This is a genomic window from Mesorhizobium sp. M1A.T.Ca.IN.004.03.1.1 (assembly GCF_003997555.1).
GTDB lineage: Bacteria > Pseudomonadota > Alphaproteobacteria > Rhizobiales > Rhizobiaceae > Mesorhizobium.
Window position 1 is genome coordinate 127,308 of the sequence record NZ_RZTV01000006.1, and the last position, 25,827, is coordinate 153,134.

General features: G+C 63.7%; 23 protein-coding genes, 1 tRNA gene and 1 other RNA gene. 11 read left to right on the plus strand and 14 right to left on the minus strand.

Annotation, left to right across the window (positions count from 1 at the left end; translation table 11 throughout):
* Nucleotides 1-74: 74 nt before the first annotated feature.
* Nucleotides 75-150: transfer RNA gene (locus tag EOD29_RS20395), tRNA-Thr, on the minus strand.
* Nucleotides 151-497: 347 nt separating this feature from the next.
* On the opposite strand from EOD29_RS20395, the gene EOD29_RS20400 reads away from it, so the two are divergent.
* A complete protein-coding gene (locus EOD29_RS20400) occupies nt 498-1,700 on the plus strand; it encodes a hypothetical protein (RefSeq protein WP_127247604.1) in 1,203 nt (400 codons plus the stop codon).
* A 104-nt stretch (nt 1,701-1,804) separates the two neighbouring features.
* On the opposite strand, the gene EOD29_RS20405 is transcribed toward EOD29_RS20400, so the two are convergent.
* Nucleotides 1,805-3,406 (minus strand): cisplatin damage response ATP-dependent DNA ligase, encoded by a 1,602-nt coding sequence (locus tag EOD29_RS20405; RefSeq protein WP_127247693.1) that lies wholly within the window; start codon nt 3,404-3,406, stop codon nt 1,805-1,807.
* 238 nt (nt 3,407-3,644) lie between these two features.
* Nucleotides 3,645-4,655 (minus strand): ligase-associated DNA damage response exonuclease, encoded by a 1,011-nt coding sequence (locus tag EOD29_RS20415; protein ID WP_066996471.1) that lies wholly within the window; start codon nt 4,653-4,655, stop codon nt 3,645-3,647.
* 108 nt (nt 4,656-4,763) lie between these two features.
* Here EOD29_RS20415 and EOD29_RS20420 point away from each other — a divergent pair, with 108 nt between their 5' ends.
* Nucleotides 4,764-5,681: a methyltransferase domain-containing protein gene (locus tag EOD29_RS20420; protein ID WP_127247605.1), complete on the plus strand. Its 918-nt coding sequence runs from the start codon at nt 4,764-4,766 to the stop codon at nt 5,679-5,681.
* A 74-nt stretch (nt 5,682-5,755) separates the two neighbouring features.
* Nucleotides 5,756-6,139 carry a hypothetical protein gene (locus tag EOD29_RS20425; protein WP_067324462.1) on the plus strand — a complete coding sequence of 128 codons (384 nt, stop codon included), beginning with the start codon at nt 5,756-5,758 and terminating at the stop codon, nt 6,137-6,139.
* On the opposite strand, the gene EOD29_RS20430 is transcribed toward EOD29_RS20425, so the two are convergent.
* The 8 genes from EOD29_RS20430 to EOD29_RS20465 all read right to left on the minus strand — a co-directional run bounded on the left by EOD29_RS20430 (nt 6,133) and on the right by EOD29_RS20465 (nt 15,854).
* Complete coding sequence (locus EOD29_RS20430) at nt 6,133-7,074, minus strand: glyoxylate/hydroxypyruvate reductase A (protein ID WP_127247606.1); 942 nt, start codon at nt 7,072-7,074, stop codon at nt 6,133-6,135. The two genes, EOD29_RS20425 and EOD29_RS20430, sit on opposite strands and share 7 nt — an antisense overlap.
* Before the next feature lie 29 nt (nt 7,075-7,103).
* Complete coding sequence (locus EOD29_RS20435) at nt 7,104-8,732, minus strand: ABC transporter ATP-binding protein (RefSeq protein WP_067324466.1); 1,629 nt, start codon at nt 8,730-8,732, stop codon at nt 7,104-7,106.
* Entirely contained in the window at nt 8,729-9,868 is a 1,140-nt protein-coding gene (locus EOD29_RS20440; RefSeq protein ID WP_127247608.1) for an ABC transporter permease, read from the minus strand. The genes EOD29_RS20435 and EOD29_RS20440 overlap by 4 nt, the downstream gene beginning before the upstream one ends.
* Nucleotides 9,868-10,962, minus strand: a complete 1,095-nt coding sequence (locus EOD29_RS20445; RefSeq protein ID WP_066996227.1) for a microcin C ABC transporter permease YejB — start codon at nt 10,960-10,962, stop codon at nt 9,868-9,870. Before EOD29_RS20445 ends, EOD29_RS20440 begins: the two co-directional genes overlap by 1 nt.
* Entirely contained in the window at nt 10,962-11,255 is a 294-nt protein-coding gene (locus tag EOD29_RS20450; protein WP_245475375.1) for a hypothetical protein, read from the minus strand. Before EOD29_RS20450 ends, EOD29_RS20445 begins: the two co-directional genes overlap by 1 nt.
* A complete protein-coding gene (locus tag EOD29_RS20455) occupies nt 11,242-13,119 on the minus strand; it encodes an extracellular solute-binding protein (RefSeq protein WP_127247610.1) in 1,878 nt (625 codons plus the stop codon). Before EOD29_RS20455 ends, EOD29_RS20450 begins: the two co-directional genes overlap by 14 nt.
* Nucleotides 13,119-14,996, minus strand: a complete 1,878-nt coding sequence (locus EOD29_RS20460) for an extracellular solute-binding protein (protein WP_127247612.1) — start codon at nt 14,994-14,996, stop codon at nt 13,119-13,121. The genes EOD29_RS20455 and EOD29_RS20460 overlap by 1 nt, the downstream gene beginning before the upstream one ends.
* A 156-nt stretch (nt 14,997-15,152) precedes the next feature.
* Nucleotides 15,153-15,854: a cytochrome c family protein gene (locus EOD29_RS20465; RefSeq protein WP_095828034.1), complete on the minus strand. Its 702-nt coding sequence runs from the start codon at nt 15,852-15,854 to the stop codon at nt 15,153-15,155.
* Nucleotides 15,855-16,046: 192 nt separating this feature from the next.
* On the opposite strand from EOD29_RS20465, the gene EOD29_RS20470 reads away from it, so the two are divergent.
* A complete protein-coding gene (locus EOD29_RS20470) occupies nt 16,047-16,775 on the plus strand; it encodes a 3-deoxy-manno-octulosonate cytidylyltransferase (RefSeq protein ID WP_067324478.1) in 729 nt (242 codons plus the stop codon).
* A 26-nt stretch (nt 16,776-16,801) separates the two neighbouring features.
* Nucleotides 16,802-17,665 (plus strand): prephenate dehydratase, encoded by an 864-nt coding sequence (locus EOD29_RS20475; RefSeq protein ID WP_066996244.1) that lies wholly within the window; start codon nt 16,802-16,804, stop codon nt 17,663-17,665.
* A 270-nt stretch (nt 17,666-17,935) separates the two neighbouring features.
* Here EOD29_RS20475 and EOD29_RS20480 read toward each other — a convergent pair whose 3' ends face one another.
* Genes EOD29_RS20480 through EOD29_RS20490 form a run of 3 tightly spaced genes read right to left on the minus strand, consistent with a single transcriptional unit; the run spans nt 17,936 to nt 19,649 of the window.
* On the minus strand, nt 17,936-18,238 hold the full coding sequence (locus EOD29_RS20480; protein WP_127247613.1) for a Dabb family protein: 303 nt from the start codon (nt 18,236-18,238) through the stop codon (nt 17,936-17,938).
* A gap of 10 nt (nt 18,239-18,248) precedes the next feature.
* Nucleotides 18,249-19,190 (minus strand): NAD(+) diphosphatase, encoded by a 942-nt coding sequence (nudC, locus tag EOD29_RS20485; protein ID WP_095824247.1) that lies wholly within the window; start codon nt 19,188-19,190, stop codon nt 18,249-18,251.
* 39 nt (nt 19,191-19,229) lie between these two features.
* On the minus strand, nt 19,230-19,649 hold the full coding sequence (locus EOD29_RS20490) for an HIT family protein (protein ID WP_066996253.1): 420 nt from the start codon (nt 19,647-19,649) through the stop codon (nt 19,230-19,232).
* Nucleotides 19,650-19,829: 180 nt separating this feature from the next.
* Here EOD29_RS20490 and ffs point away from each other — a divergent pair.
* From ffs to EOD29_RS20520, 6 genes are all read left to right on the plus strand, one after another.
* Nucleotides 19,830-19,926: signal recognition particle sRNA small type (gene ffs, locus EOD29_RS20495), an RNA gene on the plus strand.
* Nucleotides 19,927-20,032: 106 nt separating this feature from the next.
* A complete protein-coding gene (locus tag EOD29_RS20500; protein ID WP_127247615.1) occupies nt 20,033-21,844 on the plus strand; it encodes a DNA polymerase III subunit gamma/tau in 1,812 nt (603 codons plus the stop codon).
* A 92-nt stretch (nt 21,845-21,936) separates the two neighbouring features.
* Nucleotides 21,937-22,260: a YbaB/EbfC family nucleoid-associated protein gene (locus EOD29_RS20505; RefSeq protein ID WP_066996259.1), complete on the plus strand. Its 324-nt coding sequence runs from the start codon at nt 21,937-21,939 to the stop codon at nt 22,258-22,260.
* Nucleotides 22,261-22,476: 216 nt separating this feature from the next.
* Nucleotides 22,477-23,466: a cell wall hydrolase gene (locus EOD29_RS20510; protein WP_067324486.1), complete on the plus strand. Its 990-nt coding sequence runs from the start codon at nt 22,477-22,479 to the stop codon at nt 23,464-23,466.
* Between the two features lie 121 nt (nt 23,467-23,587).
* A complete protein-coding gene (gene recR, locus EOD29_RS20515) occupies nt 23,588-24,193 on the plus strand; it encodes a recombination mediator RecR (protein ID WP_066996262.1) in 606 nt (201 codons plus the stop codon).
* A gap of 184 nt (nt 24,194-24,377) precedes the next feature.
* The gene (locus EOD29_RS20520; RefSeq protein WP_127247695.1) at nt 24,378-25,652 is read left to right on the plus strand and encodes a lytic murein transglycosylase; all 1,275 of its coding nucleotides are present in this window, start codon (nt 24,378-24,380) and stop codon (nt 25,650-25,652) included.
* Nucleotides 25,653-25,827: the final 175 nt, after the last annotated feature.

Sequence of the window (25,827 nt, forward strand, 5' to 3'; positions counted from 1 at the left end):
ATCTTGGGTGGGTTTATGGGCGAACCCAATCCACCCGACAGGTATGGTATTGGAATTACACGCTTTTAGGAAACTGGTGCCGCTTGCGTGACTCGAACACGCGACCCCATCATTACGAATGATGTGCTCTACCAACTGAGCTAAAGCGGCCCGGGAAGCCGCTGGGCTTCCAAGATGCGCCGGTTGATAGACTCAACCGCCAGCTAATTCAAGATGGCTGGCGGCGAAATCCTGCCCTCATGCGCGGCAATTCCGTCGCTTGCCGCTGCGCGACAGCCTCAAGCGCCGCGCCAGCACGGCTTGCGGGCCCGCGCCGGCAGGCGTCCGATTCCGTTGCGGGCCGGTCGGACGGCGGCGACAAAAAATGTTGATTCTTCAACAAAAAACGCCGAAATGGGCATTGGATGCGTCGGCAAGGCAGCCGCCCGCCCGTTGATTGACTGGTCGCCTGCGGCTAACGATCGATAACTGTGAGCGAACGCGCAGAGGGAGCTCGCTTGGACGCCATCGAGAAAGCGATCCGCAACGCCTTCGAGAAAGGCAATCCCGAGGACCGGGCGTTTCGCGAGAAGGTCTATCGCTCGGCCTTTGCCGCGCTCGATCGCGTGCTGCAGGCCAACCCGAATGTGACGGTGGAAGCCGCCATCAACCGCCGCAAGGCGGTGCAGGCCAAGATCACGGAGATCGAATCCGAATTCCTGCCGGCTGTCCAGGCCGTTCCTGACGTGACGCTTCCGCTGGACAGCGGTCCATTCGTCGGCAACGCCGCGCCGGGGCCGGCGGTCGACACGCCGAGCCAGTCTCCCGCGCCGCCGGTGGATGCCCCGCGGGGCCCCGACCAGGGGGCACCGTCGCCGTCGATTACCGTCGACGGTCCGGTGCAGCCCGACACATCGGATGCGCCGCGCTCGCGCGTGCTGCCCCGCGTGCCCGACATCATGCCGGACGAGGCGCTTCCGAACGCGCCGACGCTTGATGACTCCCCCGGAGCGTCCATCGGCAACGGCGCCGAAGTGGCGCCGGATCGCGATGAACGGCGTATCCGTGGCCGACGCCTGCCGCTCACCGCCATCTTTGTCGCGGCGACTCTGCTGGCGGCTGCCGGCATCGGCCTCTATTTCGCCAAGCAGACCGGCGTCTTCAAGACGGCGGCTGAACTCAACACCGGTCCGCCAGAGCCGACCCCGACGCTGGAAGACGAAGACTCCTCGCAGCCAGCCGACACCGGTTCGCCGCAAAAGCCCGGCGAGGCGGATCAGTCGAAGAACTGGATCAACGTCTTCTCGCCCAGCGATCCGACCCATGTCAGCACACCGTCCGACGCCGCCGCAGATGTGATGAAGGACGACACCGGCCAGTTCCTGCGCGTCCGCTCGGGCGCATCCGGCTCGGCCATTGCCTTCGATGTCGGCCAGGGCGTGCTGGAAAAGCTCGCCGGCAAGCATGCCATGTTTGACATCATCGCCCGCTCGGAAGAAGGCAAGGAGACGCAGATCTCGGTCGACTGCAATTTCGGCGAGCTCGGCGATTGCGGCCGCAAGCGCTATGCCGTTGGCCACGAGCGCAACGAATACCTGTTCGACGTGCAGTTCCCGAACAAGCACCCGGGTGCGGCCGGCACCATCGCCGTCAACTCCGACTTCGACAAGCAGGGCAAGTCCGTCGACATCTACGAGATCCGCGTATCGATCGCGGAGTGACCTCGGCATCGGCAGCGAGGGGCTATCTCCAGGGATGCGACCGACCTCCCCTTGATGGGAAGGTCGGCGCGAAGCGCCGGGTGGGGTGAAGCGTCGGCAGATTTCTAGCTGTCGAGCAACGCCTGCAGCGTCTCGATCCGGTCGGCCTCGGCGGAGGGCTTGTCCCAGCGCAACCGTGAGATGCGCGGAAAGCGCATCGCGACGCCAGATTTATGGCGCGTCGAGCGGTTGAGCCCTTCGAAGGCCACTTCCAGCACCAGCCCATTCTTGCGATCGGCGCGCACCGAGCGCACCGGCCCGAACCGCTCGATCGTATGGTCGCGCACATATTTGTCGATTTGCCGCAGCTCCTCGTCGGTGAAGCCGAAATAGGCCTTGCCGACCGGCACCAGCTCTTCCGATCCCTCCGGGCCTGACCAGACCCCGAAAGTGTAGTCGGAATAGAAGCTCGATCGCTTGCCGTGGCCGCGCTGCGCATACATCAGCACCGCGTCGATCGTGTGCGGATCGCGCTTCCACTTGAACCAGGGGCCTTTCGGCCGGCCGGCAAGATAGGGCGAATCCCAGCGCTTCAGCATCACCCCTTCGATGATCGGATGCGGCGGCGCCTGGCGCAGCCGCTCCAGCGTCTCCCAATCCGAAAATTCGACCAGCGGCGAAAGGTCGAAGCGGCTGGCATCGAGCGTCTGGACGAAGGCTCCGAGCCGGGTGCGGCGCTCGGCGAAGGGGAGGCTGCGCAAATCCTCGCCGTTGATTTGCAGCGCGTCGTAGCAGCGCATGAAGGCCGGATATTGCTGCTGGATTTTTGGCGAGACGCTCTTGCGGTTCAGCCGCTGCTGCAGGTCGGAGAAGGTTCCGGTCGCCTCGCGCGGGTCGCCGACCAGCAATTCGCCGTCGAGCGCCGCCTCGAAATCCATCGTCGCGGCGAGGTCCGGGAAGGCGCCGGAAACATCGTCGCCGGTGCGCGAATACAGCCGGCGGATGCCGCCCTCGCACACCGCCTGGACGCGGATGCCGTCCCATTTCCACTCCGCCGCATAATCGGCCGGTTCGAGCTTTTCCAAATCGCCGTCATCGACCGCGTTGGACAGCATCACCGGCCGGAACAATGCGAGCGCCGCGCTTCTCGGTTTTTCCGCCCGGCCTTCCAGCCACGCAAAGAGCGCCGTGTAGGGAGGCGTCAGCCCGTGCCAGAGCTCCTCGATCTCGACGACATCGACTTGGCCGAGATCGGCCAACGCCTGCTTGGCAAGCCGCGCCGACACGCCGATGCGCAACCCGCCGGTAACCAGCTTGATGATGGCGAAGCGCGCAGAGATGCTGGCGCTGTCGAGAAGCCTGGCGAGCACCTGCGGCCCGTCGGAGCGGCTCGCCGCCTGGAGCTTGCCGACCACTTCGGCGAGCGTTGGCGCGTGGTTCGGTATGTGGCCGGCCGGCTGCGGCCAGACCAGCGACACCGTCTCGGCGAGATCGCCAACATAATCGTAGGAATAGCCGAACAGCACGGGGTCCATCCGCTCGACCACCAGCCCGCGCAGCATCGCCGGCTTCACCGCCGCGATCGACAGATCGCCGGTGATCGCCGCCAGCGCCAGTCCGCGGTCGGGATCCTCGACGCTACGGAAATAGTCGGTGAGCAGCGTCAGCTTGCCGTTGCGCGAAGGCGTCAGCACCAGCCGGTCGAGGAGCTCGGCGAAGCGGTTCATCGTTGGTTGCGCCATGCCAATCGCGAGAGCAGGCGCAAGGCGCCCCCCTCTGTCCTGCCGGCCATCTCCCCCTCAAGGGGGGAAATCAGATGCCGCGCCGGCTTTCGCCAATCTCTCGCGTCGCGGGAGATGCGTCGGCGCTGAAACTGCCAATCTCCCCCCTTGAGGGAGAGATGTCCGGCAGGACAGAGGGTGGCGCCGTAGAACTCGGCGGCGGCGATTGGCGAACACTGTTCCATCAATCGCCCTCGTCCTCATACCCAACAAGATGCAGCGGCCGCGCGGCGATGCCCTCCAGCTCGCACCAGCGCACCAGCGCTTCCTCGCGGCCATGCGTCACCCAGACCTCCTCGGCGCCCGTTTCCTTGATCGTGGCGATGAGCTCGTCCCAGTCGGCATGGTCGGAAATGATCAGCGGCAGCTCGACGCCGCCCTGCTTGGCGCGCTGACGGATGCGCATCCAACCTGAAGCGAAGCAGGCGATCGGGTCGGGGAAGCGCCGCGCCCAGCGGTCGGCGAAGGCGGCCGGCGGCCCGACGACTATGGCGCCTTCGAAATCGGCCTTGCCACCGCTTTCCACCGTCGCCGGTTCGAGTTGCCCCAGATCGATGCCCTGGCTCTGGTAATATTCGCTGAGCTTGGCGAGCGCGCCGTGGATATAGATCGGCCTGTCATAGCCGGCCTCGCGCAGCAGCCGCATGACGCGCTGCGCCTTGCCGAGCGCATAGGCGCCGATCAGGTGCGAACGCTCGGGAAATTGCATCGCCGATTTGAGCAGGCGCGCGATCTCCTCATGGTCCGGCGGGTGCCGGAACACCGGCAGTCCGAAGGTCGCCTCGGTGATGAAGACATCGCAAGGCACCGGCTCGAACGGCAGGCAGGTAGCGTCCTTCTGGCGCTTGTAGTCGCCGGAGGCGACGATGCGCAGGCCCTGATGCTCGACGACGATCTGCACCGAACCCAGCACATGCCCGGCCGGATGGAAAGTGACGGAGACGCCGTTGATATCAATCGTCTCGCCAATGACTGCTGCCTGCGTGGTTTCGGCGAAATCCTCGCCATAGCGCAGGCCCATGATGTCGAGCGTTTGCTGTGTGGCAAGCACCGAGCGGTGGCCTGAGCGCGCATGATCGGAATGGCCGTGCGTGATCAGCGCGCGGCTGACCGGCCGAACCGGATCGATGAAGAAATCGCCTGGCGGGCAGTAGAGCCCTTCGGGTCGTGGCTTGAGCAGGTCGCTGGCGCGCATGGCCTTGAACATAGTGGCTGAATTCGACGCGGGAAGCCTGTTGCAACAGACTGCTGACTCGTCCTACAGCCGGCCGCCGGTTCGCACACCGGCGGGACCAATGGAACCATGAAACCACTTCAGGCCTCGTCCGGCTATTTGACCGCCGACCGTCGCGCCGACTTTGCCGAGATGCTGCTGGCCTCCGGCGAGCCTGCGCAGGCGGCGGAGCTTTTGCTTGGCGCGCTGGAGCTGGCGCCGCAATGGGCGGCGGGCTGGTTCCGGCTCGGCGAGATGCAGGAGGCCGCACGTTTTCCCGACCAGGCAGCCCAGGCATGGGCGATGGCCTTGAAGCTCGATCCCGCGGACCGGCTGGGTTCCGCGCTCAAGCTGCAGCTGATCGGCCATGCGCCGGTGGCAGCGGCTCCGCCCAGTGCTTTCGTCGAGACCCTGTTCGATCACTATGCCGACAATTTCGAGCAATCGCTGGTCGGGAAACTCGGTTATGGAATGCCAGAGTTTCTCGATCGCGCCATTCGCGCGGCGAGCCCGGGCCGGTTCCGGCTGGCGCTCGACCTCGGCTGCGGCACCGGCCTGATGGGCGAAAGGCTGCGCCCGATCGTCGACCGGCTGGAAGGCTATGACATTTCGAGCAGCATGTTGCGGAAGGCGCGCGCCAAAGGCATCTACGACAAGCTCTCCAAGTCCGATCTCCAGCATTTCTCTCGACCTGGCTCGAAAGCCGACCTCGTGGTCGCCGCCGACGTGTTCATCTATGTCGGGGCGCTCGAACGCATTGTTGGAGCAGTTGCCAACAGTCTGGTCGATGAAGGCCTCTTTGCGTTCTCGGTCGAGACACTTGCCTGTGGCGATGACTTTGCATTGCTGCCCTCGCGGCGCTACGCGCATTCCGTGGCCTATGTGCGGCGCGTTCTCGCCGACAGCGGGTTTGCGATCCTGTCGCTGGAAAGCACGACCATCCGGCATGACCGCGGCGAGCCAGTAGGAGGCCTTGCGGTGATAGCCCGTCGCAAGCCGGCGGAATGAGGGCGACGGCTGCTCGCGAAAAAGCCCGAATCGCGTGTCGGCTTAGGGGTGGCGATACGGCACGGAGAATTACCATGCGCTGGACCATGGCTGTGTTGGCATCTTGCCTGATGACGGCCGGCTGCGTCGGCGGCACTTCGATGGCGGAGCGCCAGGACGAAAACGTCCAATCCTCGCTGCAATATGACAGCGTGCCCTGCGACCAGCTGCTAGCCAATCGAAACGCGCTGGCGCAGCAATACAATCTGCCGGTCACCGCAAAACCGGCTTTCTCCAATCCGGCGATGGGTTTTGGCCCGTTTACGCCGGACATGCGCTCCAGGGCGCAGCGCGACAGCGACAAGGCGAGCGGCGAGATCGACGCAATGAACCGTTCGATCGAACGGCGCGATTGCGGCAAGCCGAAGAAGAAGGACAAGTTCGCGCTGCCGGGCTCGAAGCCGGCGTCTACTCAGTAACCCGCTTCGCGATCGACGACGTTTTCGAGCTTTTCGCCGCGCTCGAAGGCGGCCATTTGCCGAAGCATGATCGGCACCAGATGGGCCGGGTCCGAGGTCGCCGCCGCATGCGGCGTCACGAACACTTTCGGATGGTTCCACAACGGGCTCGTCTTCGGCAGCGGCTCGACCTCGAACACGTCGAGGCTCGCTTCCTTCAGCGTGCCGTCGTCCAGCGCGCGCAGGATGTCGGCATCCTTCTGCAGCCGCCCGCGCCCGGCGTTGATCAGCACCGAGCCGCCGAGGCCGTTGCGTTTGCGCAATTCCTTCAGAACGGCGTAATTGACGATGCCTTGCGTGCGCGGCGTCAGCGGCAACAGCACCACCAGGATGTCGGTGGCGTTGAGGAAGGGGATCAGCCCGCCTTCGCCGGAATAGGTCGACACGCCCTGCATCGGGTGCTCGGTGCGCGACCAGCCGTTCACGGCGAAGCCTAGCGCCAAAAGCACCGATGCCGCGGCGCGGCCAAGGTTGCCGAGACCCATGATGCCGACCGAGATGTCGCCGGCCGGGCGTTGCGGCGGCTCGTGCCAGGTCTTCTTCTGCTGTTGCGCTCGGTAGAGCATGCCCTGGCGATGGTGGTCGAGCACGCGCCAGACGACATACTCGGTCATGTATTGCGTGAGATTGTCGGCAACGACCCGGACGATCGGCACCTCGGGCAGGCCGGGGTCGGCGAAGATATGGTCGACGCCTGCGCCGATCGAAAAGATGGCGCGCAAATTGGGCAGCGACGACAACAGATTCGGTTTCTGCTTCCACACCACTGCATAAGCGATCGAGGGATCGCTCGGACCATCAGGCTCCAGCACCACCTCGCGCTCGGCCGCGAGCAGTTCGCGCCAGCGCTGCGGGTGAAAGCCGGTGAGGGCAAGCAGAACTTTGCCTTTTTCCATTCGCGCAGTGTCTTTCCTGTATTTCCAGCCTACTCGCTGACGACCCCGGTCGGTGCCGTTTCGATCCGGAACGCGGCCGAGATCAGCGCCCTCGTATAGTCGGTTTGCGGGCGGTCGAAAATCTGTTCGGACGGCCCGGCTTCGACGATCTGACCATTGCGCATGACGATCACGTCATTGGCAAGGGCGCGGATGACCTTCAGGTCGTGGCTGATGAAGAGATAGGCGAGATTGTGCCTGGCCTGCAGGTTGCGCAAGAGATCGACCACTTGCGCCTGCACGCTCATGTCGAGCGCCGAAGTCGGCTCGTCGAGCATGACGAAGCGCGGGTTGAGCACCATGGCGCGTGCGATGGCGACACGCTGGCGCTGGCCGCCCGAGAATTCATGCGGATAGCGGTGACGCGTCTCCGGGTCGAGACCGACTTCCTTCAACACCTCGACGACCTTGTCGTCGCGCTCATCGGGCGAGAGTTTCGGCGCGTGGATCTTCAGCCCTTCCTCAATGATCTCCGCGACCGACATGCGCGGGCTCAAGGATCCGAACGGGTCCTGGAAGACGATCTGCAGCTCGCGCCGCAGCGGCCGCATGGCGCTGAAGGAAAGCTGGTTGATGTCGCGCCCGTTGAAGTTGATCGCGCCCGTGGACGAGATCATCCGCGCGAGCGCCAGGCCTAGCGTCGTCTTGCCGGAGCCGGATTCACCGACGACTCCGAGCGTCTGGCCGGCGCGCACTGTAACGTCGATGCCGTCCACCGCCTTCACATGGTCGACGGTGCGGCGGAAGAAGCCCCGCTTGATCGGGAACCAGACCTTGATGTCCTTGCCGGTCATCACCGCCGTGGCATCGGCATTCGCCGCCGGCGGTTTGCCCTTCGGCTCGGCGGCCAAGAGGTGCTTGGTATAGGCGTGTTGCGGGTTGGCGAAGATCTCCTTGGTCGGCCCGGTCTCGACTATTTTGCCCTTCGTCATGACGCAGACGCGGTCGGCGATCTTTCTGACGATGCCGAGGTCATGGGTGATGAATAGCATCGACATGCGCTTGCGGCTTTTCAGGCCGGCGAGCAGTTCGAGGATCTGCGCCTGCACGGTCACGTCGAGCGCCGTCGTCGGCTCGTCGGCGATCAAGAGTTCCGGCTCGTTGGCCAAGGCCATGGCGATCATGACGCGCTGGCGCTGGCCGCCGGAGAGCTGGTGCGGATAGGCATCGAGCCGCTTCTGCGGGTCGCGTATGCCGACCTCGGTGAGCAGCTCCAACGTGCGAGCGTGGGCCTGGCGATCGCCCAGCCCCTGATGCAGCTTCAGCACCTCGACGATCTGCTGCTCGATCGTGTGCAGCGGATTGAGCGAGGTCATCGGCTCCTGGAAGATCATGGTGATCTTGTTGCCGCGCACGCCGCGCAGCGTCCTTTCGTTGGCGTGGAGCAGGTCGGCGCCGTGGAACAGGATCTTTCCCGAGGGGTGGCTGGCCGACGGATAGGGCAACAGCTTCAGCACCGAGAGCGCGGAGACCGATTTGCCGGATCCGGATTCGCCGACCAGCGCCACCGTCTCGCCCTTGCCGATCTCGAAGGAGACGTGGTCGACGGCAATCGACTGCGTGCCGCCTTGCGCGAAGGCGACACTCAAATCGCGGACGGAAAGCAGAGGCTCGCTCATTTGAACGTCTTGCGCGGATCGAAGGCATCGCGCGTCGCCTCGCCGATGAAGACCAGCAGCGACAGCATCAGCGAAATCACGATGAAGCCGGAGATGCCGAGCCAGGGCGCGTTGAGATTGCGCTGCGCCTGCTTCAGCAATTCGCCGAGCGAGGCCGAACCCGGCGGCAGGCCGAAGCCGAGATAGTCGAGCGAGGTCAGCGTCGAGATCGAGCCTGAGAGCAGGAAGGGCAGGAAGGTCAGCGTCGCCACCATGGCGTTGGGCAGGAGATGACGGAACATGATGGTGAGGTTGGGCACGCCAAGCGCGCGCGCCGCGTTGACATATTCGAAGTTGCGCGCGCGCAGAAACTCGGCCCGCACCACGCCGACCAGCGCCACCCAGGAGAACAGCAGCATCAGGCCGAGCAGGATGAAGAAGCCGGGCGGCAGGATCGCAGAGACGATGAGCAGCAGATAAAGCACCGGGATCGCCGACCAGATCTCGATGAAGCGTTGAAACAGAAGGTCCGTCCAGCCGCCGAAATAGCCTTGCACCGCGCCGGCCGCGACGCCGATCAGCGAGGAGCCGAGCGTCAGGATCAGCCCGAACAGCACCGAGATGCGGAAGCCGTAAAGCACGCGTGCCAGCACGTCGCGCGCCTGGTCGTCGGTGCCCAGCCAATTCCAGTTGCCGACGACGCAGTTCGGATCGGCTTCGCCCTGCGGATACTGGCTGCAGCGCGTCTTCTTGTCGTAAAGCCAGGACGGCTTGGCGGGTGCGGCTTCTGGGATGGCGTTGTTGACCGTTTGATAGGAGTAGCGGACCGGCGGCCAGATCATCCAGCCATTGGCATTGATCTCGTCCTGAATCACCGGATCGCGATAGTCCGTGACGGCATAAAAGCCGCCGAATTTCTCTTCCGGGTAGGCGACCAGAACCGGAAACAGGATCTCGCCCTTGTAGGAGGCGATGATGGGCTTGTCGTTGGCGATCAATTCGGAAAACAGCGACAGCACGAACAGCAACAGGAAGATCCACAGCGACCAGTAGCCGCGCCGGTTCGCCTTGAAGTTTTGCAGCCGCCGCTGATTGAGCGGCGACAACCACGGCCGGGCGGCGCGGGCCGGCTTGGCTTCTGCCGAAGCTGCCGTCATCAGACGTCTCTCCGCTCGAAATCGATGCGCGGATCGACCCAGGTGTAGATCAGGTCCGAGAGCAGGGCGACGAACAGGCCGAGCAGCGAGAAGATGTAGAGATTGGCGAAGACCACCGGATAGTCGCGGTCGATCACCGACTTGAAGCCGAGCAGGCCGAGCCCGTCGAGCGAGAAGATGTTCTCGATCAGCAGCGAGCCGGTGAAGAAGGCCGAGATGAAGGCGCCCGGGAAGCCTGCGATGACGATCAGCATGGCGTTGCGGAAGACATGGCCATAAAGCACCTTGCGCTCCGACAGACCCTTGGCGCGCGCCGTCACCACATATTGCTTGCGGATCTCCTCGAGGAACGAGTTCTTGGTCAAAAGCGTCGTCGTGGCGAAGGCCGACAGCACAAGTGCGGTCAGCGGCAGCGTCATGTGCCAGAAATAGTCGATGATCTTGTCCGGCCAGGACAGCTGGTCCCAATTGTCGGAAACGATGCCGCGCAGCGGGAACCAATCCCAGAACGAGCCGCCGGCAAACAGCACCATCAAAAGGATGCCGAACAGGAAGCCGGGGATGGCATAGCCGACGATCACCACGCCGCTCGTCCAGACATCGAAGGTCGAGCCGTCCTGCACCGCCTTGCGGATGCCGAGCGGGATCGAGATCAGGTAGGAGAGCAGCGTGATCCAGAGCCCGATCGAGATCGACACCGGCATCTTTTCCAGGATCAGGTCGAGCACCGAGATGTCGCGGAAATAACTGTCGCCGAAGTCGAAGCGGGCATAGTTCCACAGCATCATGCCGAAGCGCTCGAGCGGCGGCTTGTCGAAGCCGAACTGCTTTTCGAGCTTCTTGATGAATTCGGGGTCCAACCCTTGGGCCCCGCGATATTTCGAGCCGACATCGCCGGCGACGTCGAAATTGGTGGCGCCCGCGTCGCCACCGCCGCCGCCGAGGCGATCGGTGCCGCCCTGGTTGGTGAGCTTGGCGATGACCTGCTCGACCGGGCCGCCCGGCGCGAACTGGATGACGGCGAAGGAGATCGCCATGATGCCGAACAGCGTCGGGATCATCAGAAGGATGCGGCGCAGGATATAGGCGCCCATCAGATGTTGCCCTCCTTGGGGAAGACCACTGTACCTAGAGGCGTCCCCGAGGCAATCGCTTCAGACCAATTGTCGGCGTCGGCGCCGCCGCTCATCGTCCTGCCGGACATTTCTCCCCGTAAAGTGACGGGGAGAAAGGGGCTGGCCGCGATCTCGGCACGTTCGCCACGGCGCTTGTGATTGGCGAAACCATAGATGAAGGCTTCCCGCTCCCCGTCACTATACGGGGAGAGGATGCCGGCAGGCAGGTGAGGGGCGGCACCGACGCCCGCAAGAAATTCACCCTTTGCCAATTTTCGCCGCCTTGCCCTTGTCGACCCACCACAGCGCTTCGACCGGAAACCCGAAATCGGGCTTCTGCTCGGGAAAGCCGAACATGTCCCAATAGGCGCTTCGGTGATTCGCCAGATACCAACTTGGAATCCAATCGCGCCGAGCGCGCAAGGCCCGATCGAGCGCCCGCATGGCGACGGTGAGGCTCTCACGGTCCTTGGCCGCGCCGACGGCGTCGATCAGCGCGTCTATAGCCGCACTCGCTATGCCCGGCAGGTTCCGAGAGCCTGAGACCGACGCGCTTCGCGAATGGAAGAAGATCTCGAGGTCGTCGCGTGTCGGCGTGGCGCTGAAGGAGAAGGCGGCCGAGATCAGATCGAAATCGAAGGTCGATTGCCTGAGCTGGTATTGGGCGGAATCGACCAGCCGGATCGAAGCGTTGATGCCGATCGCCTTCATATTGGCGACCCAGGGCGAATAGACCTGCACGAAGGTCTCGTCTTCCACGAGGAACTCGGCGGGCAACCGCGCGCCCTTGTCGTTGACGACGAAATCGCTGGAGCGTTTCCAGCCCGCTTCGGCAAGCAGCTTCGCCGCCTTACCAAGCAGTTTGCGGTCGCGTCCCGAGCCGTCCGAGGCTGGCTGCGTCACCGCTTCGCCGAAGGCCTCCGGCGGCAGCTTCTCGCGCAGGGGCTCCATCAGCGCGAGTTCTGGCGGCGGCGGCATGCCTTCGGCGCGAAAGTCGGATTTCTCGAAGCAGGATTGCGAGCGCTCATAGGAGCCATAGAAGAAATTGCGCCGCGTCCATTCGAAGTCGAAGCAGAGCGCGATAGCTTGCCGCACGCGCGGGTCCCGGAACTGCGCGCGCCGTTGGTTGACGGCGGTCGCCTGCATCGACGGCACCGTCTCGGCCGGGAATTCGTGCTTCACCACCTTGCCGGCGGTAAAGGCCGGAAAGTTGTAAGCCGTCGCCCAGACGCGCGAGGTGAATTCCTCGCGATAGAGGATCTCGCCCTTCTTGAAGGCTTCGAAGCCGGCCGTGCGGTCCTGGTAGAACTCGATGCGGATACGCTCGAAATTGTTCTGGCCGCGGTTGACCGGGAGGTCGTTGCCCCAATAATCGGCCAACCGCTCGTACTCGATCCAGGCGCCCGCCGACCAGCGCCCGACCTTGTACGCGCTCGAGCCGAGCGGCGGGTTGAGCTGCGACGAATCGAAGGGGTTGGCCGTGAAGAAGGCCTTCGACAGGATCGGAAACGCGACGACGTTCAGGATGGTACGGGCCGATTGCTTGCCGGAGAACTTGAGCTCGACCGTATGGGCGTCCTTCACCACCGCGTTGTCGAGATGCGTCAACGACAGCGAATAATCCGGATGCCCCTTGTCCTTCAGCAGTTTGAAGGTGAAGGCGACATCGTCGGCGGTGAGCGGCGTGCCGTCATGGAAGCGCGCCTGCGGGCGCAGCGAGAAGGTGAAGCCGTTGCGGTCGTCGGAAATTGTGACCCCGTCGGCGATCAGCCCATAGACGGCGTCAGGCTCGTCGAGCGCCCGCACCATCAGCGAATCGAAGCACATTTCCATGCGCTGCGGCGCATCGCCCTTGGGCACGAAGGAGTTCAGCGTGTTGAACGTCAAAGGGCTCTGGTTTTGGCCCCAGTTGGGCGGCGAGAAATTGAAGGTGCCGCCTTGCGGCGCATCGACGTTGACATAGTCGAAATGCGCGAAGTCAGGCTTGTATTTCAAATCGCCGAACGCCGACAGCCCATGCAATTTGACACCGGTCGGGGTCTGGGCGAAAGCCCGACCCGGCAGCAGCGCTGCGGCAGTCGCCGCCGCGCCGAGCGCCAGGAAGTCGCGACGAGGAAGCAATGTCTGCCGCCTCATCAGTTGCCCCTATATTTGGCGGTCAATGCCTTTTCCTTCGCCGTATCGATCCACCAGGAGTCGATATCGGCGCCACGGTAGGAGGGCTGCTTTTCGGGCATGCCGAACTTGTTCCAATAGGCAAGCCAGACCACCGCGCGGTAGTATTGCGGCACGGTATAGTAGTTCCACAACAGCACGCGATCGAGCGCATGAGTGGCGGCGACGAGATCGTCGCGGTCGGTGGCGAAGATGACGCGGTCCACCAGCGCGTCGACGACCGGATCCTTGATGCCGGAGTAATTGCGCGATCCGGGTGAATCGGCGGACTTCGAACTCCAGAAATCGCGCTGTTCGTTGCCGGGCGAATCCGACTGCTGCAGCACGTTGGTGATGACATCGTAGTCGAAATTGTTGACGCGGTTGACGTACTGGCTGGGGTCGATGATGCGCAGCGTCGCATCGACGCCGATCTTGCGCAGATTGGCGATATAGTTGCCGGAGAGGATCTGATCCGTGTCGGACGTGCCGAGGATCTCGAATTTGAATGGCGCGCCGCTCTTGGCGTTCATCATCTTGCCGCCCTTGATCACCCAGCCGGCCTGGGCGAAGAGGTCGACAGCCTGCTTCAGATATTTCCGCTCCGCTTGCGGTGAGTCGTAGACCGGCAGCTTGAATTCCTGGGTGAACAGTTCAGGCGGCAGCTTGTCGCGATACTTCTCGAGGATTTCGAGTTCCTTGCCTTGCGGCAGACCGCTCGACGCGAGTTCCGTACCTTGGAAATAGCTTTGGGTGCGCGTGTTGGAATTGAAGAACAGCGTTCGGTTCATCGTCTCGAAGTCATAGGGATAGGTTAGCGCCTCGCGGACCCGGCGATCCTGGAACAGCGGCCGGCGCTGGTTCAGCATGAAGGCCTGCATCGGCTCCGGCGAAGTGGTCTTGAATTCCTTTTTGATCACGTCGCCGGCGTTCACCGCCGGAAAGTTGTAAGCCGTCGCCCACCGCCGCGAGCTGTTTTCGGCCTTGATGTCGTCTAGCCCACCCTTGGTAAAGGCCTGCCACGCAGCATTCTCGTCCAGTATGTAGGTGAAGCGCTGGGTGTCGAAGTTCTCCCGGCCGATCTTCACCGGCAGCTTGGCGCCCCAGTAATCAGCCACGCGCTGCCAGACGATCTCGGAACCCGGCTTGAAGCTGGCGATCTTGTAGGCGGCGGATCCCAGCGGCGGCTCGAGAGTCGGCCTGGTGATGTCGCGCTTCTTGCCGCTGGCATCGGTGCCCTCCCACCAGTGCTTCGGCAGGACGACCAGATCGCCGATAATCTTGGGCAGCTCGCGGTTGCCCTTCTGGTTGAAATGAAACTCGACCTCGCGGTCGGAAATCGCCACCGCGTCGGTAACGTTCTCGAAATAGCGGTTGTATTGGGGGGCGTTGGCCTTCAGCACCTGGAACGACCAGACCACATCGTCGACGGTGATCGGCTGGCCGTCATGCCATTTGGCGCGCCGGTCGAGCCGGTAGGTCGCAGAGGAATAGTCGGGCGGGTATTTATAGGCCTCGGCAACCAGCGGGTGGCTGACGCTCCCCTCGTCGGTCGCCTGGTCCATCAGCGTGTCGTAGAGCAGGCCGCCGCCGAACCCGGCGAGCCCCGCGGCCGGCGACCCCGACACGATATAGGGGTTGAAGCTGTCGAAAGTGCCGACAACGACGGAGTCGTGGGCGCCACCCTTGGGAGCGTCCGGATTGACATAGTCGTAGCGTTGGAAATTTTCGCCGTATTTGGACGGGCCGGTCAGCGAGGACGTGGTGTGCCACTCATCAGCGAGGCTGGCCTGCAGGCTGGCGGCGAAGGCGATCGCCAGCATCGATGCGAAAAACGTCCCGGAGCGGCCGACCGTCATGCGTTCTCCTCGTCGCAACAGTACCCACCGGCAATCTAGATCATTTGACGCCGGTGAAAACCGCAAGCGCCGGCTTTTGTCTCAGCATATGCGGCTTTCCGAACAAAAAAGCCGGGACGAACCCGGCTTTTCCAAGGTGTCTTTATGACGAAATGTTTATTGCGCGGGCGCGACCGGCTTGGCCGGGGCGGCACCTTCGGCCGGCTTTGCCGGAGCCGCACCTTCGGCCGGCTTGGCGGGTGCCGCACCTGCGGCCGGCTTCGCCGCGGCGGCGCCTTCGGCGGGCTTGGCTTCCGCCGAAGCGCCCGGCTGCGGCAGCGGCTTCGGATTGTCCGACAGCGTGCGCAGATAGGCGATCACGTTGGCGCGGTCCTCATCCTTCGGCAGGCCGGCAAAGCCCATCGCCGTGCCCTTCACGAACTTCTTCGGCGCGTTGATGAAGTGGTTGAGGTTGTCGTAGGTCCACTTCTCGGCGCCGCCCTTGGAGAAATCCTTCATGCCGGCCGAATAGGCGAAGCCCTCATGCTCGGCGACGGGGCGATCGATGATGTCCCAGAGGTCCGGACCGACCTTGTTGGGGCCGCCCTTTTCGCCGGAATGGCAGGCCTGGCACTTCTTGAAAATGGCGGCGCCCGTCTCGGCATTGGCGGTTGCGAGCAGGTCGGCGATCGGCTTGGCTTCGGCCGCGGGCGCGGCAGCGCCGCCGCCTTCGGCCGGCTCGGCCGCCTCGATGGCGAAGCCCGGCTTCTCGGGAGCGGGGGAGGCAAACAGCCCGTCGGAAACGATGCCCACGGAAAAGACGACGAAACAGGTTCCGAGGAATCCGGCGAGCAGCTTGTTGACTTCGTTGGAATCCATACGCCCCTTGCTCCCTTTTCCGGCGGACCGTCCCGTCCACTCCGTCCGTCGGTATAGCGAAGGCCCCAACGGGCCCGTTAAATCGCGCGGAAACTAGGTCTTTTGCTTCGTCGTTGCAACACCTATAAGGACGCTTCCAGTGAGACGTTTTGCCACTTTTCCATCCGCTTCCCCGGCTGTCCCAGAAGTCCCATGTCGACATTGATCCTGATCCCCGCCCGCATGGCCTCGACGCGCCTGCCGGGCAAGCCGCTGGCCGACATCGCCGGCGCGCCGATGATCGTCCATGTCGCCCGCCGCGGCGCCGAGGCTGGGCTCGGCCGTGTGGTGGTGGCGACCGACACCGAAGCGGTCGCCTCGGCGGTAAGGGATCACGGTTTCGAGGCGGTGATGACGCGCGCGGACCACGAATCGGGATCCGACCGCATCTTCGAGGCCCTCACCCTGCTGGACCCCGAGAAAAAGGTCGAAACCATCGTCAACGTCCAGGGCGATCTGCCGACCATCGATCCTGAGATCATCGGCGCATCGCTGCGGCCCTTCGCCGACCCGTCGGTCGACATAGCCACGCTCGGCGTCGAGATTGTGCGCGACGAGGAAAGGACCAATCCGAACGTGGTCAAGATCGTCGGCTCGCCGCTCTCGGCGACAAGGCTGAAGGCGCTCTATTTCACGCGCGCCACGGCGCCGTGGGGGGAGGGCCCGCTCTATCACCACATCGGCCTCTATGCCTACCGCCGGACAGCGCTGGAACGCTTCGTGGCGCTGAAGCCGTCGCCGCTCGAACGCCGCGAGCGGCTGGAGCAGCTGCGGGCGCTGGAAGCCGGCATGCGCATCGATGCCGAGATCGTCCGGTCGCTGCCGCTCGGCGTCGACACGCCCGACGATCTCGAGCGCGCCAGGCAAATTCTTTCAAACTGAGACATCCGTAAGCGAGACCTTGGCGCATGCCTGAAAAGACCAACAGAATATCCTTCCAGGGCGAGCCGGGCGCCAATTCCGATACCGCTTGCCGCAACATGTTCCCCTCGATGGAGCCGTTGCCCTGTCCCACCTTCGAAGACGCCTTCAACGCGGTCGAGACCGGCAAGGCCGAGCTCGCCATGATCCCGATCGAGAACACGATTGCCGGGCGCGTCGCCGACATCCATCATCTTTTGCCGGAATCGCGCCTGCACATCGTCGGCGAGTATTTCCTGCCCATCCATTTCCAGCTGATGGTGCTGCCGGGCGTGAAACGCGAAGAGATCAGAAGCGTGCACAGCCATATCCATGCCCTTGGCCAATGCCGCAAATACATCCGCAAGAATGGCTGGAAGCCGGTTGTCGCCGGCGACACGGCGGGATCGGCCAAGATGGTCTCCGAGGTCAAGGACCGCACGATGGCGGCACTTGCGCCTGCGCTTGCCGCCGAGCTCTACGGCCTCGACATCATCGAGAAGAATGTCGAGGACACCGACTCGAACGTCACCCGCTTCGTCGTGCTGACCAAGAACAAGCAATGGGCCGAGCGCCCCTCGCTGGAAGCCAAGATGATGACCACCTTCATCTTCCGCGTCCGCAACGTGCCGGCCGCGCTCTACAAGGCCATGGGCGGCTTCGCCACCAACGGCATCAACATGACCAAGCTCGAGAGCTACCAGCTCGGCGCTTTCACAGCGACGCTGTTTTATGCCGACATCGAGGGCCACCCCGATGATCCGCTGGTCAAGCTGGCGCTCGACGAATTGCGCTTCTTCTCGCGCGAGATGCGCATTCTCGGCGTCTATCCGGCAAGCGCGTCGCGCGAGCAGTGGAAGGTCGCCGATTAGGTGGTTCCTAGGACCTTCGAGATTGGCAAAGGCCTTGATGCTTCGTCATCCACGGGCGAAGCAAGGAGCGAAGCGACGCGGCGCAGACCCGAGGATCCATGCCCGGACTTCAACGCGTTAGGACGGTCCAGATTCTGCTCCGCTGCGCCCCTCGACTGAGGTAACGGCATGGATCCCCAGGGTCTGCGCTCCGCTTCGCGTCGCTCCGCCCTGGGATGACGACCTCATGGAGGTCCGCGTCAATCTTAGACGCCGGCGCTCGATCCAATCTCAGCCAAAGCCGAGCGGGACATAGTCGATCTCGAGAAATTTCTCGACCTCAGGCAGCCAGCGGTCGCGCACGAACGCGACGTGGTCGGGATGCTCGTTGTATCTGGTGTAGGCAGCCTGGTCGGCGAACTCCATCGAGAAGCCGAACTGATAGTCGTTCTTCGGGCTCACTTGGCGCAGCGGCTCGAAATGCGTCACACCCTTGATCGCGGTCAGGATCTTCTTGGCATCGTGGAGGAACCGCTTCGCCTCCAGCGAATGCGGCGGATGCTTCAGCGTGAACACGACGGTATGACGGATCATTTCTCGGCTCCTATTCGCTGTCGACCCAGGCGCGGATGAGGTGGTGGGCGATCGCCCCTTTCGGCGGCGTGATCAGGCCGCCCGGGTGCGTCCTCTCCAGCATCGAGCGCACCTCATCGCGGAAGAACCAGCGGCAGTCTTCGAGCTCGTTCAGGTCGGCCTGGATGTCCTCGTTGAGCGGCTCGCCGAAGCAGCCGATCATCAGCGAATAGGGGAACGGCCAGGGCTGGCTGGCGTGGTAGACGACGCGGCCGAGCCGGATTCCGGCCTCCTCCAGCGTCTCGCGGCGCACCGCCGCCTCGATCGTCTCGCCGGGCTCGATGAAGCCGGCAAGGGCCGAATACATGCCCGGCCCGAAATGCCGGCCGCGCCCGAGCAGGCATTTCTCGCGCGTCGCCGTCAGCATGATCGCCACCGGATCGGTGCGCGGGAAATGGTCGGTGCCGCAGGCCGGGCAATGCCGCCTGTAGCCGCCGGCGCGCATCTCCGAGCGATTGCCGCATTTGCTGCAGAAAGCGTGGCTGGCATGCCAGGCGAGCAGCGCAGCGCCCTGCGCCAGCGCGCCGGCCGCCGCTTCGTCTATCAGCCCCTGCATATAGACGGAGCGGTAGTCGATCGCCTTCACCGTTTCCGGCAGATTTTCCGGTTCGATGCCGGCGGGCACGGCCAGCACCGGGCCGCTCTCCGAAAGGCCGAGCAGCACGCCGCCGTCGAGCGAAACCTCGAAGGCCTGGCTTTCCGCCGCTTCGAACCATGGGTCGAATTTGCCGTCGTCGAGCTTCAGATAAAGCCTGCCGCCATGCATCAGCATCAGCCGCGCCGATCGCTCGCCAAGCGCCTTCTCGACCGCGTCGTCGGCGCGGTTTTCCGATTGCCGGTCGATCCGGTTGCCGGCGAAACCGACGAATTGGCTCGGCTCGCGCAAAGGCGCGTCAAACAGACGAAAGTTCATAGGAGACTCGAGGAGGGGCAGGAATGGACACTGATGGCTTTATAGCGCTGCCTTGATCTTTTCGGCAAACCGGCGGATGTCGGAGCGCTCATACGGCTCGCGCATGCCATGCCCCCAGACCGGCCCTGGCCAGCCGGGGTCGCTCTCGCTGCGGGCGATGACATGGACGTGCAGCTGGCGCACGATGTTGCCGAGCGCCCCGGTGTTGATCTTGGTGCAGCCGGTCACCCGCTTCAGCGCGTGCGCCACCATATTGGTCTCGAAGGTCAGCATCGTCTGGTCGAGCGGCGTCAGGTCGTGGATTTCCTCCACGCCCGGCCGCTGCGGCACCAGGACCAGCCACGGCCAGCGGCGATCGTTCATCAGCCGGAGCTCGCACAGGCCGAGCCACATGAGCTGCTCACTGTCCGCCTCCAATCGGGCGTCCAGTGTGAAACCGGCCTTTAGGCCAGGCAGCATGGGCGTTTCCCTCACTTTTCGAGAATGCTTCAAACCCTGAACGCTAGAGCGACGGCAAGGTGGCTGCAAGCGAATCATTGACCGCTCCTGCGGATTTGAAGGTCGTCTGCACCGCATGGCCTGGCCGCTGATCCACTACGACCCTTGCATTTCGCCGCTGAATTGCCGATATGGAGCTTGGGAGGTTGGTGGTGGACGATCCACTCGCCAACCGGGTCAGGTCCGGAAGGAAGCAGCCCTAACGAGCCCGGAACGGGTCATTGTTCCAGCCTCCCGCCTCTTCGCCTTTCTCCCGCGACATTGACGGCGCCGAGCCGTGCGGGCGAGACTATGCGCAGGAATCGGCCGCCTTCCGTCGCGGTCCTTGGAGCTTTTGACGGCGAATGAGCGAAGCCGGAAATTCGGGGCCAGAAAGCCTGGAGACAGGTAAGGCCGGCGCCTATCGCGTGCTGGCGCGCAAATACCGCCCCTCCAATTTCTCCGAACTGATCGGCCAGGAGCCGATGGTCCGCACGCTCACCAATGCCTTCGCCACTGGCCGCATCGCCCAGGCCTGGATGCTGACCGGCGTGCGCGGTGTCGGCAAGACGACGACGGCGCGCATTCTCGCACGCGCCCTGAACTATAAAACCGCCACTGTCGACCAACCCTCCGTCGACCTTTCGACCCCCGGCGAGCATTGCCAGGCGATCATGGAAGGCCGCCATGTCGACGTCATCGAGATGGACGCGGCCTCCCACACCGGCATCGACGACATCAGGGACATCATCGACCGCGTCCGCTACGCGCCGGTCTCGGCCCGCTACAAGGTCTACATCATCGACGAAGTGCACATGCTCTCCACCCAGGCCTTCAACGGCCTGTTGAAGACGCTGGAAGAGCCGCCGCCGCATGTCAAATTCATCTTCGCCACCACCGAGATCCGCAAGGTGCCGATCACGGTTCTATCGCGCTGTCAGCGCTTCGACCTGAGGCGCATCGATGCCAGCGCGCTCGTCGCGCATCTTTCCTCGATTGCCGCGAAGGAAGGTATTTCCGTCGATGATGAGGCTTTGGCGATGATTGCGCGGGCCGCCGAGGGCTCGGCACGCGATTCGCTCTCCATCCTCGATCAGGCGATCGCCCATGGCAGCGGCACCGTCAGCGCCGACGCTGTTCGCGCCATGCTGGGCTTGGCCGACCGCGCCCGTATCATCGACCTGTTCGAGCACGTCATGAAGGGTGATGTTGCAGCGGCTTTGTCCGAATTCCGCGCGCAATACGATACCGGCGCCGATCCGGCCGCGGTGCTCACCGACCTGGCGGAATTCAACCACCTCGTTACGCGTCTGCGGTTCGTGCCGGCCGCGGCCAATGATGCCTCGCTCTCCGAGGACGAGCGGCGGCGCGGCGCCGAATTTGCGAGCACGCTGTCGGTGCGCGTGCTCTCGCGAACCTGGCAGATGCTCTTGAAAGGCATTCCCGAGGTGCAGTCCTCCAACCGTCCAGTCAGCGCCGGCGAGATGGTGCTGATCCGGCTGGCGCATGCCGCCGACCTGCCGACGCTGGACGAAGCGCTGAAATCGCTCGAGGGGGCGGCCCCTGTGCCGAATGGCGCTCCGCGCGCCAATGGAGCGCCGGCAAGCAGTGGCGGCGGCACAAATGCCGTGGCGCCGGCGCGGATGCCGGCCTCTAACGGCGGAGGGCAGACCATGCGGCTGGTCGAGATGCAGCCCGCGCCCGCCGCCTTCGTCCCGGCGCCCGAACCGGTCATCGAAACACCGGCCGTTCCGGTGAAGTCGCTGGCCGACATCGCGGCCCTGGCCGATGCCAACCGCGACATCGCCTTCAAGGTGTTGGTCAAGCGCTGCGTGCGGCTGGTGCGCATCGAGCCTGGCCGCATCGACGTCAGCCTGGCCGACGATGCGCCCAAGATGCTGCTCAACGACCTGACCTCCAAGCTGCGTGCCTGGACCGGCCGCAACTGGCTGGTCTCGCTGTCGAAGGAAGAGGGTAGCAAGACGCTGGCCGAGATGGAGACGACAAAGCGCGAGAACGCCTTCTCCGATGCCAGGAGCGATCCGACCGTCGCCGCCATCCTCGCCCGCTTTCCCGGCGCCAAGATCATCGACGTGCGCATTCCCGATGTGCCGGAAGCGGAAGGCGCTGACGCCGACCTGCCGGTTGAGCCGGCTGCCGACGACGAAGAGATTTAGAGCTGACGAACGCGTCAGGGAAAGAGTACGGACCGGTTTCGGTCAAGATCATACTCGCGTTAACGTAGATTCCAACAAGAGGAAGTTTCACGATGAAGGATCTTCTCGGCCTGATGGGCAAGGCAAAGGAAATGCAGGCCAAGTTCCAGGCCATGCAGGATGAGATCGCCACCCTGGAAGCCACTGGGCAGGCGGGTGGCGGCCTGGTCAGCGTGACCCTGACCGGCAAGTTCGAAATGAAGGCGCTGAAGATCGATCCGTCCTTGCTGAAGGACGACGAGGTGGAGATCCTCGAAGACTTGCTGTTGGCCGCTCACAATGATGCCAAAAATAAGGTCGAGCTGGTCATGCAGGAAAAGACCAAGGCATTGACTGCGGGCTTGCCTATACCGCCCGGAATGAAATTGCCGTTCTAGGGCATCTGCCACCAGTTAATTGATTGTGAACGAAAATTGAGCCCGGGCCGCAATATTAACCATTTTGCCGGCATGCTCACGGGCTCATTTCGCGACATTCATAAAGTTTTACCCAAGTCCAGAGGTTGCTAACCATCTAGCCATCTTTTTGCCTGAAAGAGTCTCATTCTTGCCACATCTCGGGGCGGGCTGGCATCTGGAAATGAGGCTTTTTTGTTGATCGCGACGCGATGGAAGACGCCGCTGCTGCTTATCGGCATCGCCGCTTCCCCCTTGCTCCTGGCCGGCTGCAGCCAGACCGCTTCACATGGCATGTCGGTGGCGAGCCTGACCGACGCCGTCACCCCGAGCTTCCTCAGCTCGCGTTCCTATAAATACTCGATGAAGGACAAGGAGTGCCTGCAAAGGGCGATGTTCTTCGAGTCCAACCGGTCGAGCCGTGACGGCATGATCGCCGTCGGCACGGTCGTGATGAATCGGCTACGCTCGGGACAGCATGGCAGCACGATCTGCGAGGTCGTCGGCGAAAAGGGCCAGTTCGCCCCGGGCGTGCTGACGCGCCCGATGAATTCGCGGGCATTGCCAGATGTCGAAGAAGCCGCCGAGGCAGTGCTGAAAGGCGAGCGCAAGGCCAAGCTCAAGAACACGATGTTCTTCCACACCGCCGGCCTGCGTTTCCCCTACAAGAACATGCACTACACGATGGTGGCCGGCGGCAATGCCTTCTATGAGAAGCGCGGCCGCAACTGGCAGCCGTTGCCGGATGAGCCGATGGTCGCCATGGCCTCCGGCAAGTCGCAGAAGACCGACCCCACCGCTCCGGTCCTCGTCGCTTCCGCCGAGCCGGTGGTCAAGACGATCGTTCATGCTGATCCGGCCAAGCAGGCCGCTACGACCGCGGCTGCCGCGCCAGCGCTTCCGGCCAAGACCACAACCGTTGCTGCCCAGCAGACCTATGTGACGGCCTCCGCCGCGCCAGGGCAGAAGGCCGGCCGCGTCACGGCGAAGCCGATCATGGTGGCGATGCAGGAGCCGATGGAGGAGCCCGACGCCTCCCGCTTCGGCGGCACGTTGAAAGGTCGCTACATCACCTCCGTTCCGAGCGCTCCGCAGGAAGCGGCGATGGGATTCCAGTCGACGCCTGAGAACACCGACGCCATCGGCGCGCTGATTGTCAGCCAGTCCCGGCCGCTCGAAGCCTACTGAGCCAACCCGCCATCAAATGATCCGCCTTGACGGCATGGCGGATCATTTCCTGTTGCGGATGTCACCAAAGCGCTCTGAAAACCGTTTCGCACTTTTCCCGGAATTGCTCTAGATCAGAGCGATGTCGAAAAGAATCGCCGGTCCAGAGATAGAACGCCTGATCCAGCTCCTGGCCAAGGTGCCGGGGCTCGGGCCGCGTTCGGCAAGGCGCGCGGCTCTCCATCTCATCAAGAAGAAGGAGCAGCTGCTCGAGCCTTTAGCCGCAGCCATGGGCGAGGCGGCCGATAAAGTGCGCATCTGCTCGACCTGCGGCAATGTCGACACCTCCGACCCGTGCATGATCTGCACCGATCCACGCCGCGATGCCGGCACGCTTATCGTCGTCGAGGACGTCTCCGATCTCTGGGCGCTGGAACGCGCCGCCGCCATGAATGTGCGCTATCACGTGCTCGGCGGCACGCTGTCGCCGCTCGATGGCATCGGCCCGGACCAGCTCAACATCCGCTCGCTGGTAGACCGTGTCGCCGGCGGCGAGGTGAAGGAGGTGATCCTTGCCGTAAACGCCACCGTCGAGGGCCAGACCACGGCGCACTACCTGACCGATCAGCTCTCGGGTTTCGAGGTCAAGGTGACTAGGCTCGCGCATGGCGTTCCGGTCGGCGGCGAACTCGACTATCTCGACGAAGGCACGCTTGCCGCGGCGCTGCGCTCGAGGACGGCGTTTTGAGGGGAGGGGATTGGTGACTGGCGTTTTTCCCGGAAAGGCCGCACTCCGTCCCACCCCCCTCTGTCTTGCCGGACATCTCCCCCGCAAGGGGGGAGATCAGACGTCACGCCGGCTTTCGCCAATATCCAAGGTCGCAGGAAGAGGCGGGGCACCGAAACAGCCAATCTCCCCGCAAGTGGGGGAGATGTCCGGCAAGACAGAGGGGGGCGCGACAGAACGCGGCTTTTCCAAATTCGGCTTCGCATTTTTCCTTGCGGCGCTTGCCGTCCTCCTCACCCTGCCCGCTCGCGCCACGCCCATCGACAACCAATTCCAGGCCTGGCTGCAAAACGACCTCTGGCCCGAGGCCAAGGCCAAAGGCATTTCCAAAAAGACCTTCGACGCCGCCTTCATCGGCGTGAAGCCGAACCTGAAACTGCCGGATCTCGTCATGCCCGGCGAGAAGCCGGCGACGCCGCAAAAACAGCACCAGGCGGAGTTCGGTCCGCCCGCCAATTATTTCGCCGAGAAGACCATTCGGGCCGTCACCGGCGGAGGACGGTCGCGCGAGAGCGCCAACGCCCGCGTGCTTGGGCTCATCGAGAAGCGCTACGGCGTGCCTGGCGAGATCGTGCTGGCGATCTGGGGTCGCGAGACCGGCTTCGGCGCCGCCAAGATGGCATACGACGCCTTCGAGGTGCTAGGCACCAAGGCGTTCATGTCGACGAAGAAGGATTTCTTCCGCACCGAGGTACTGGCCGCACTAGAGATCGTCGAGCGCGGGCTCGCTCCGGTCAATGCGATGAAGTCCTCCTGGGCCGGCGCGCTCGGCCAGCCGCAATTCATGCCGACGTCCTTCCTCAAGCATGCCGTCGATTTCGACGGCGACGGCCGGCCCGACATCTGGAATTCGACGCCGGACGTGCTCGCCTCCATCGCCAACTATCTTGTCCACTATGGCTGGGTGAGGGGGCGCGGCTGGGGGACCGAGGTGATTGCGCCGGCAAACGTCTCCTGCGCGCTCGAAGGACCCGACCAGGGCAAGAAGATTTCTGACTGGGTGGCGATGGGCATCAGGCGCGTCGACGGAAAGGCGTTTCCGGCCAGTGAACTCAAGGCCGAGGGTTTCCTGCTGATGCCGGCCGGACGCAGCGGCCCCGCTTTCATCGTCACGCCGAATTTGTATGTGCTGAAGCAATACAACACCAGCGATCTCTATGCGCTGTTCATCGGCCACGCCGCCGATCGCATCGCCAAAGGCGACACCACCTTTGCCGGCACCTGGGGGCGGGTGGGCGATCTCCACCGATCCGATATCGCTGCCCTCCAGCAGGCGCTGGAGGCCAAGGGCTACGATGTCGGCAGTGCCGACGGCCTGCCCGGCTTCAAGACACGCCGCTCGATCGGCGTCTGGCAAGCGAAGAACGGCAAGGCCGCCACCTGCTTTCCGGACGCGAACCTGGTCGCGCAGCTGAAATGACGGGCGACTTCCAAGCGGCCAAGATTTGGCAGATTTTTCCCAATCGACGGCTTCGGCTAGCCGGCGCCTGGGTCGACTCGCGGTGGCCCATTCTGGCCCAATAAGCTGTCTCGAAAAATGCGCGTTGCGGGTTCGAACGCCGCCGAATAGGGTGTTGACCAACTGGACAAAAACC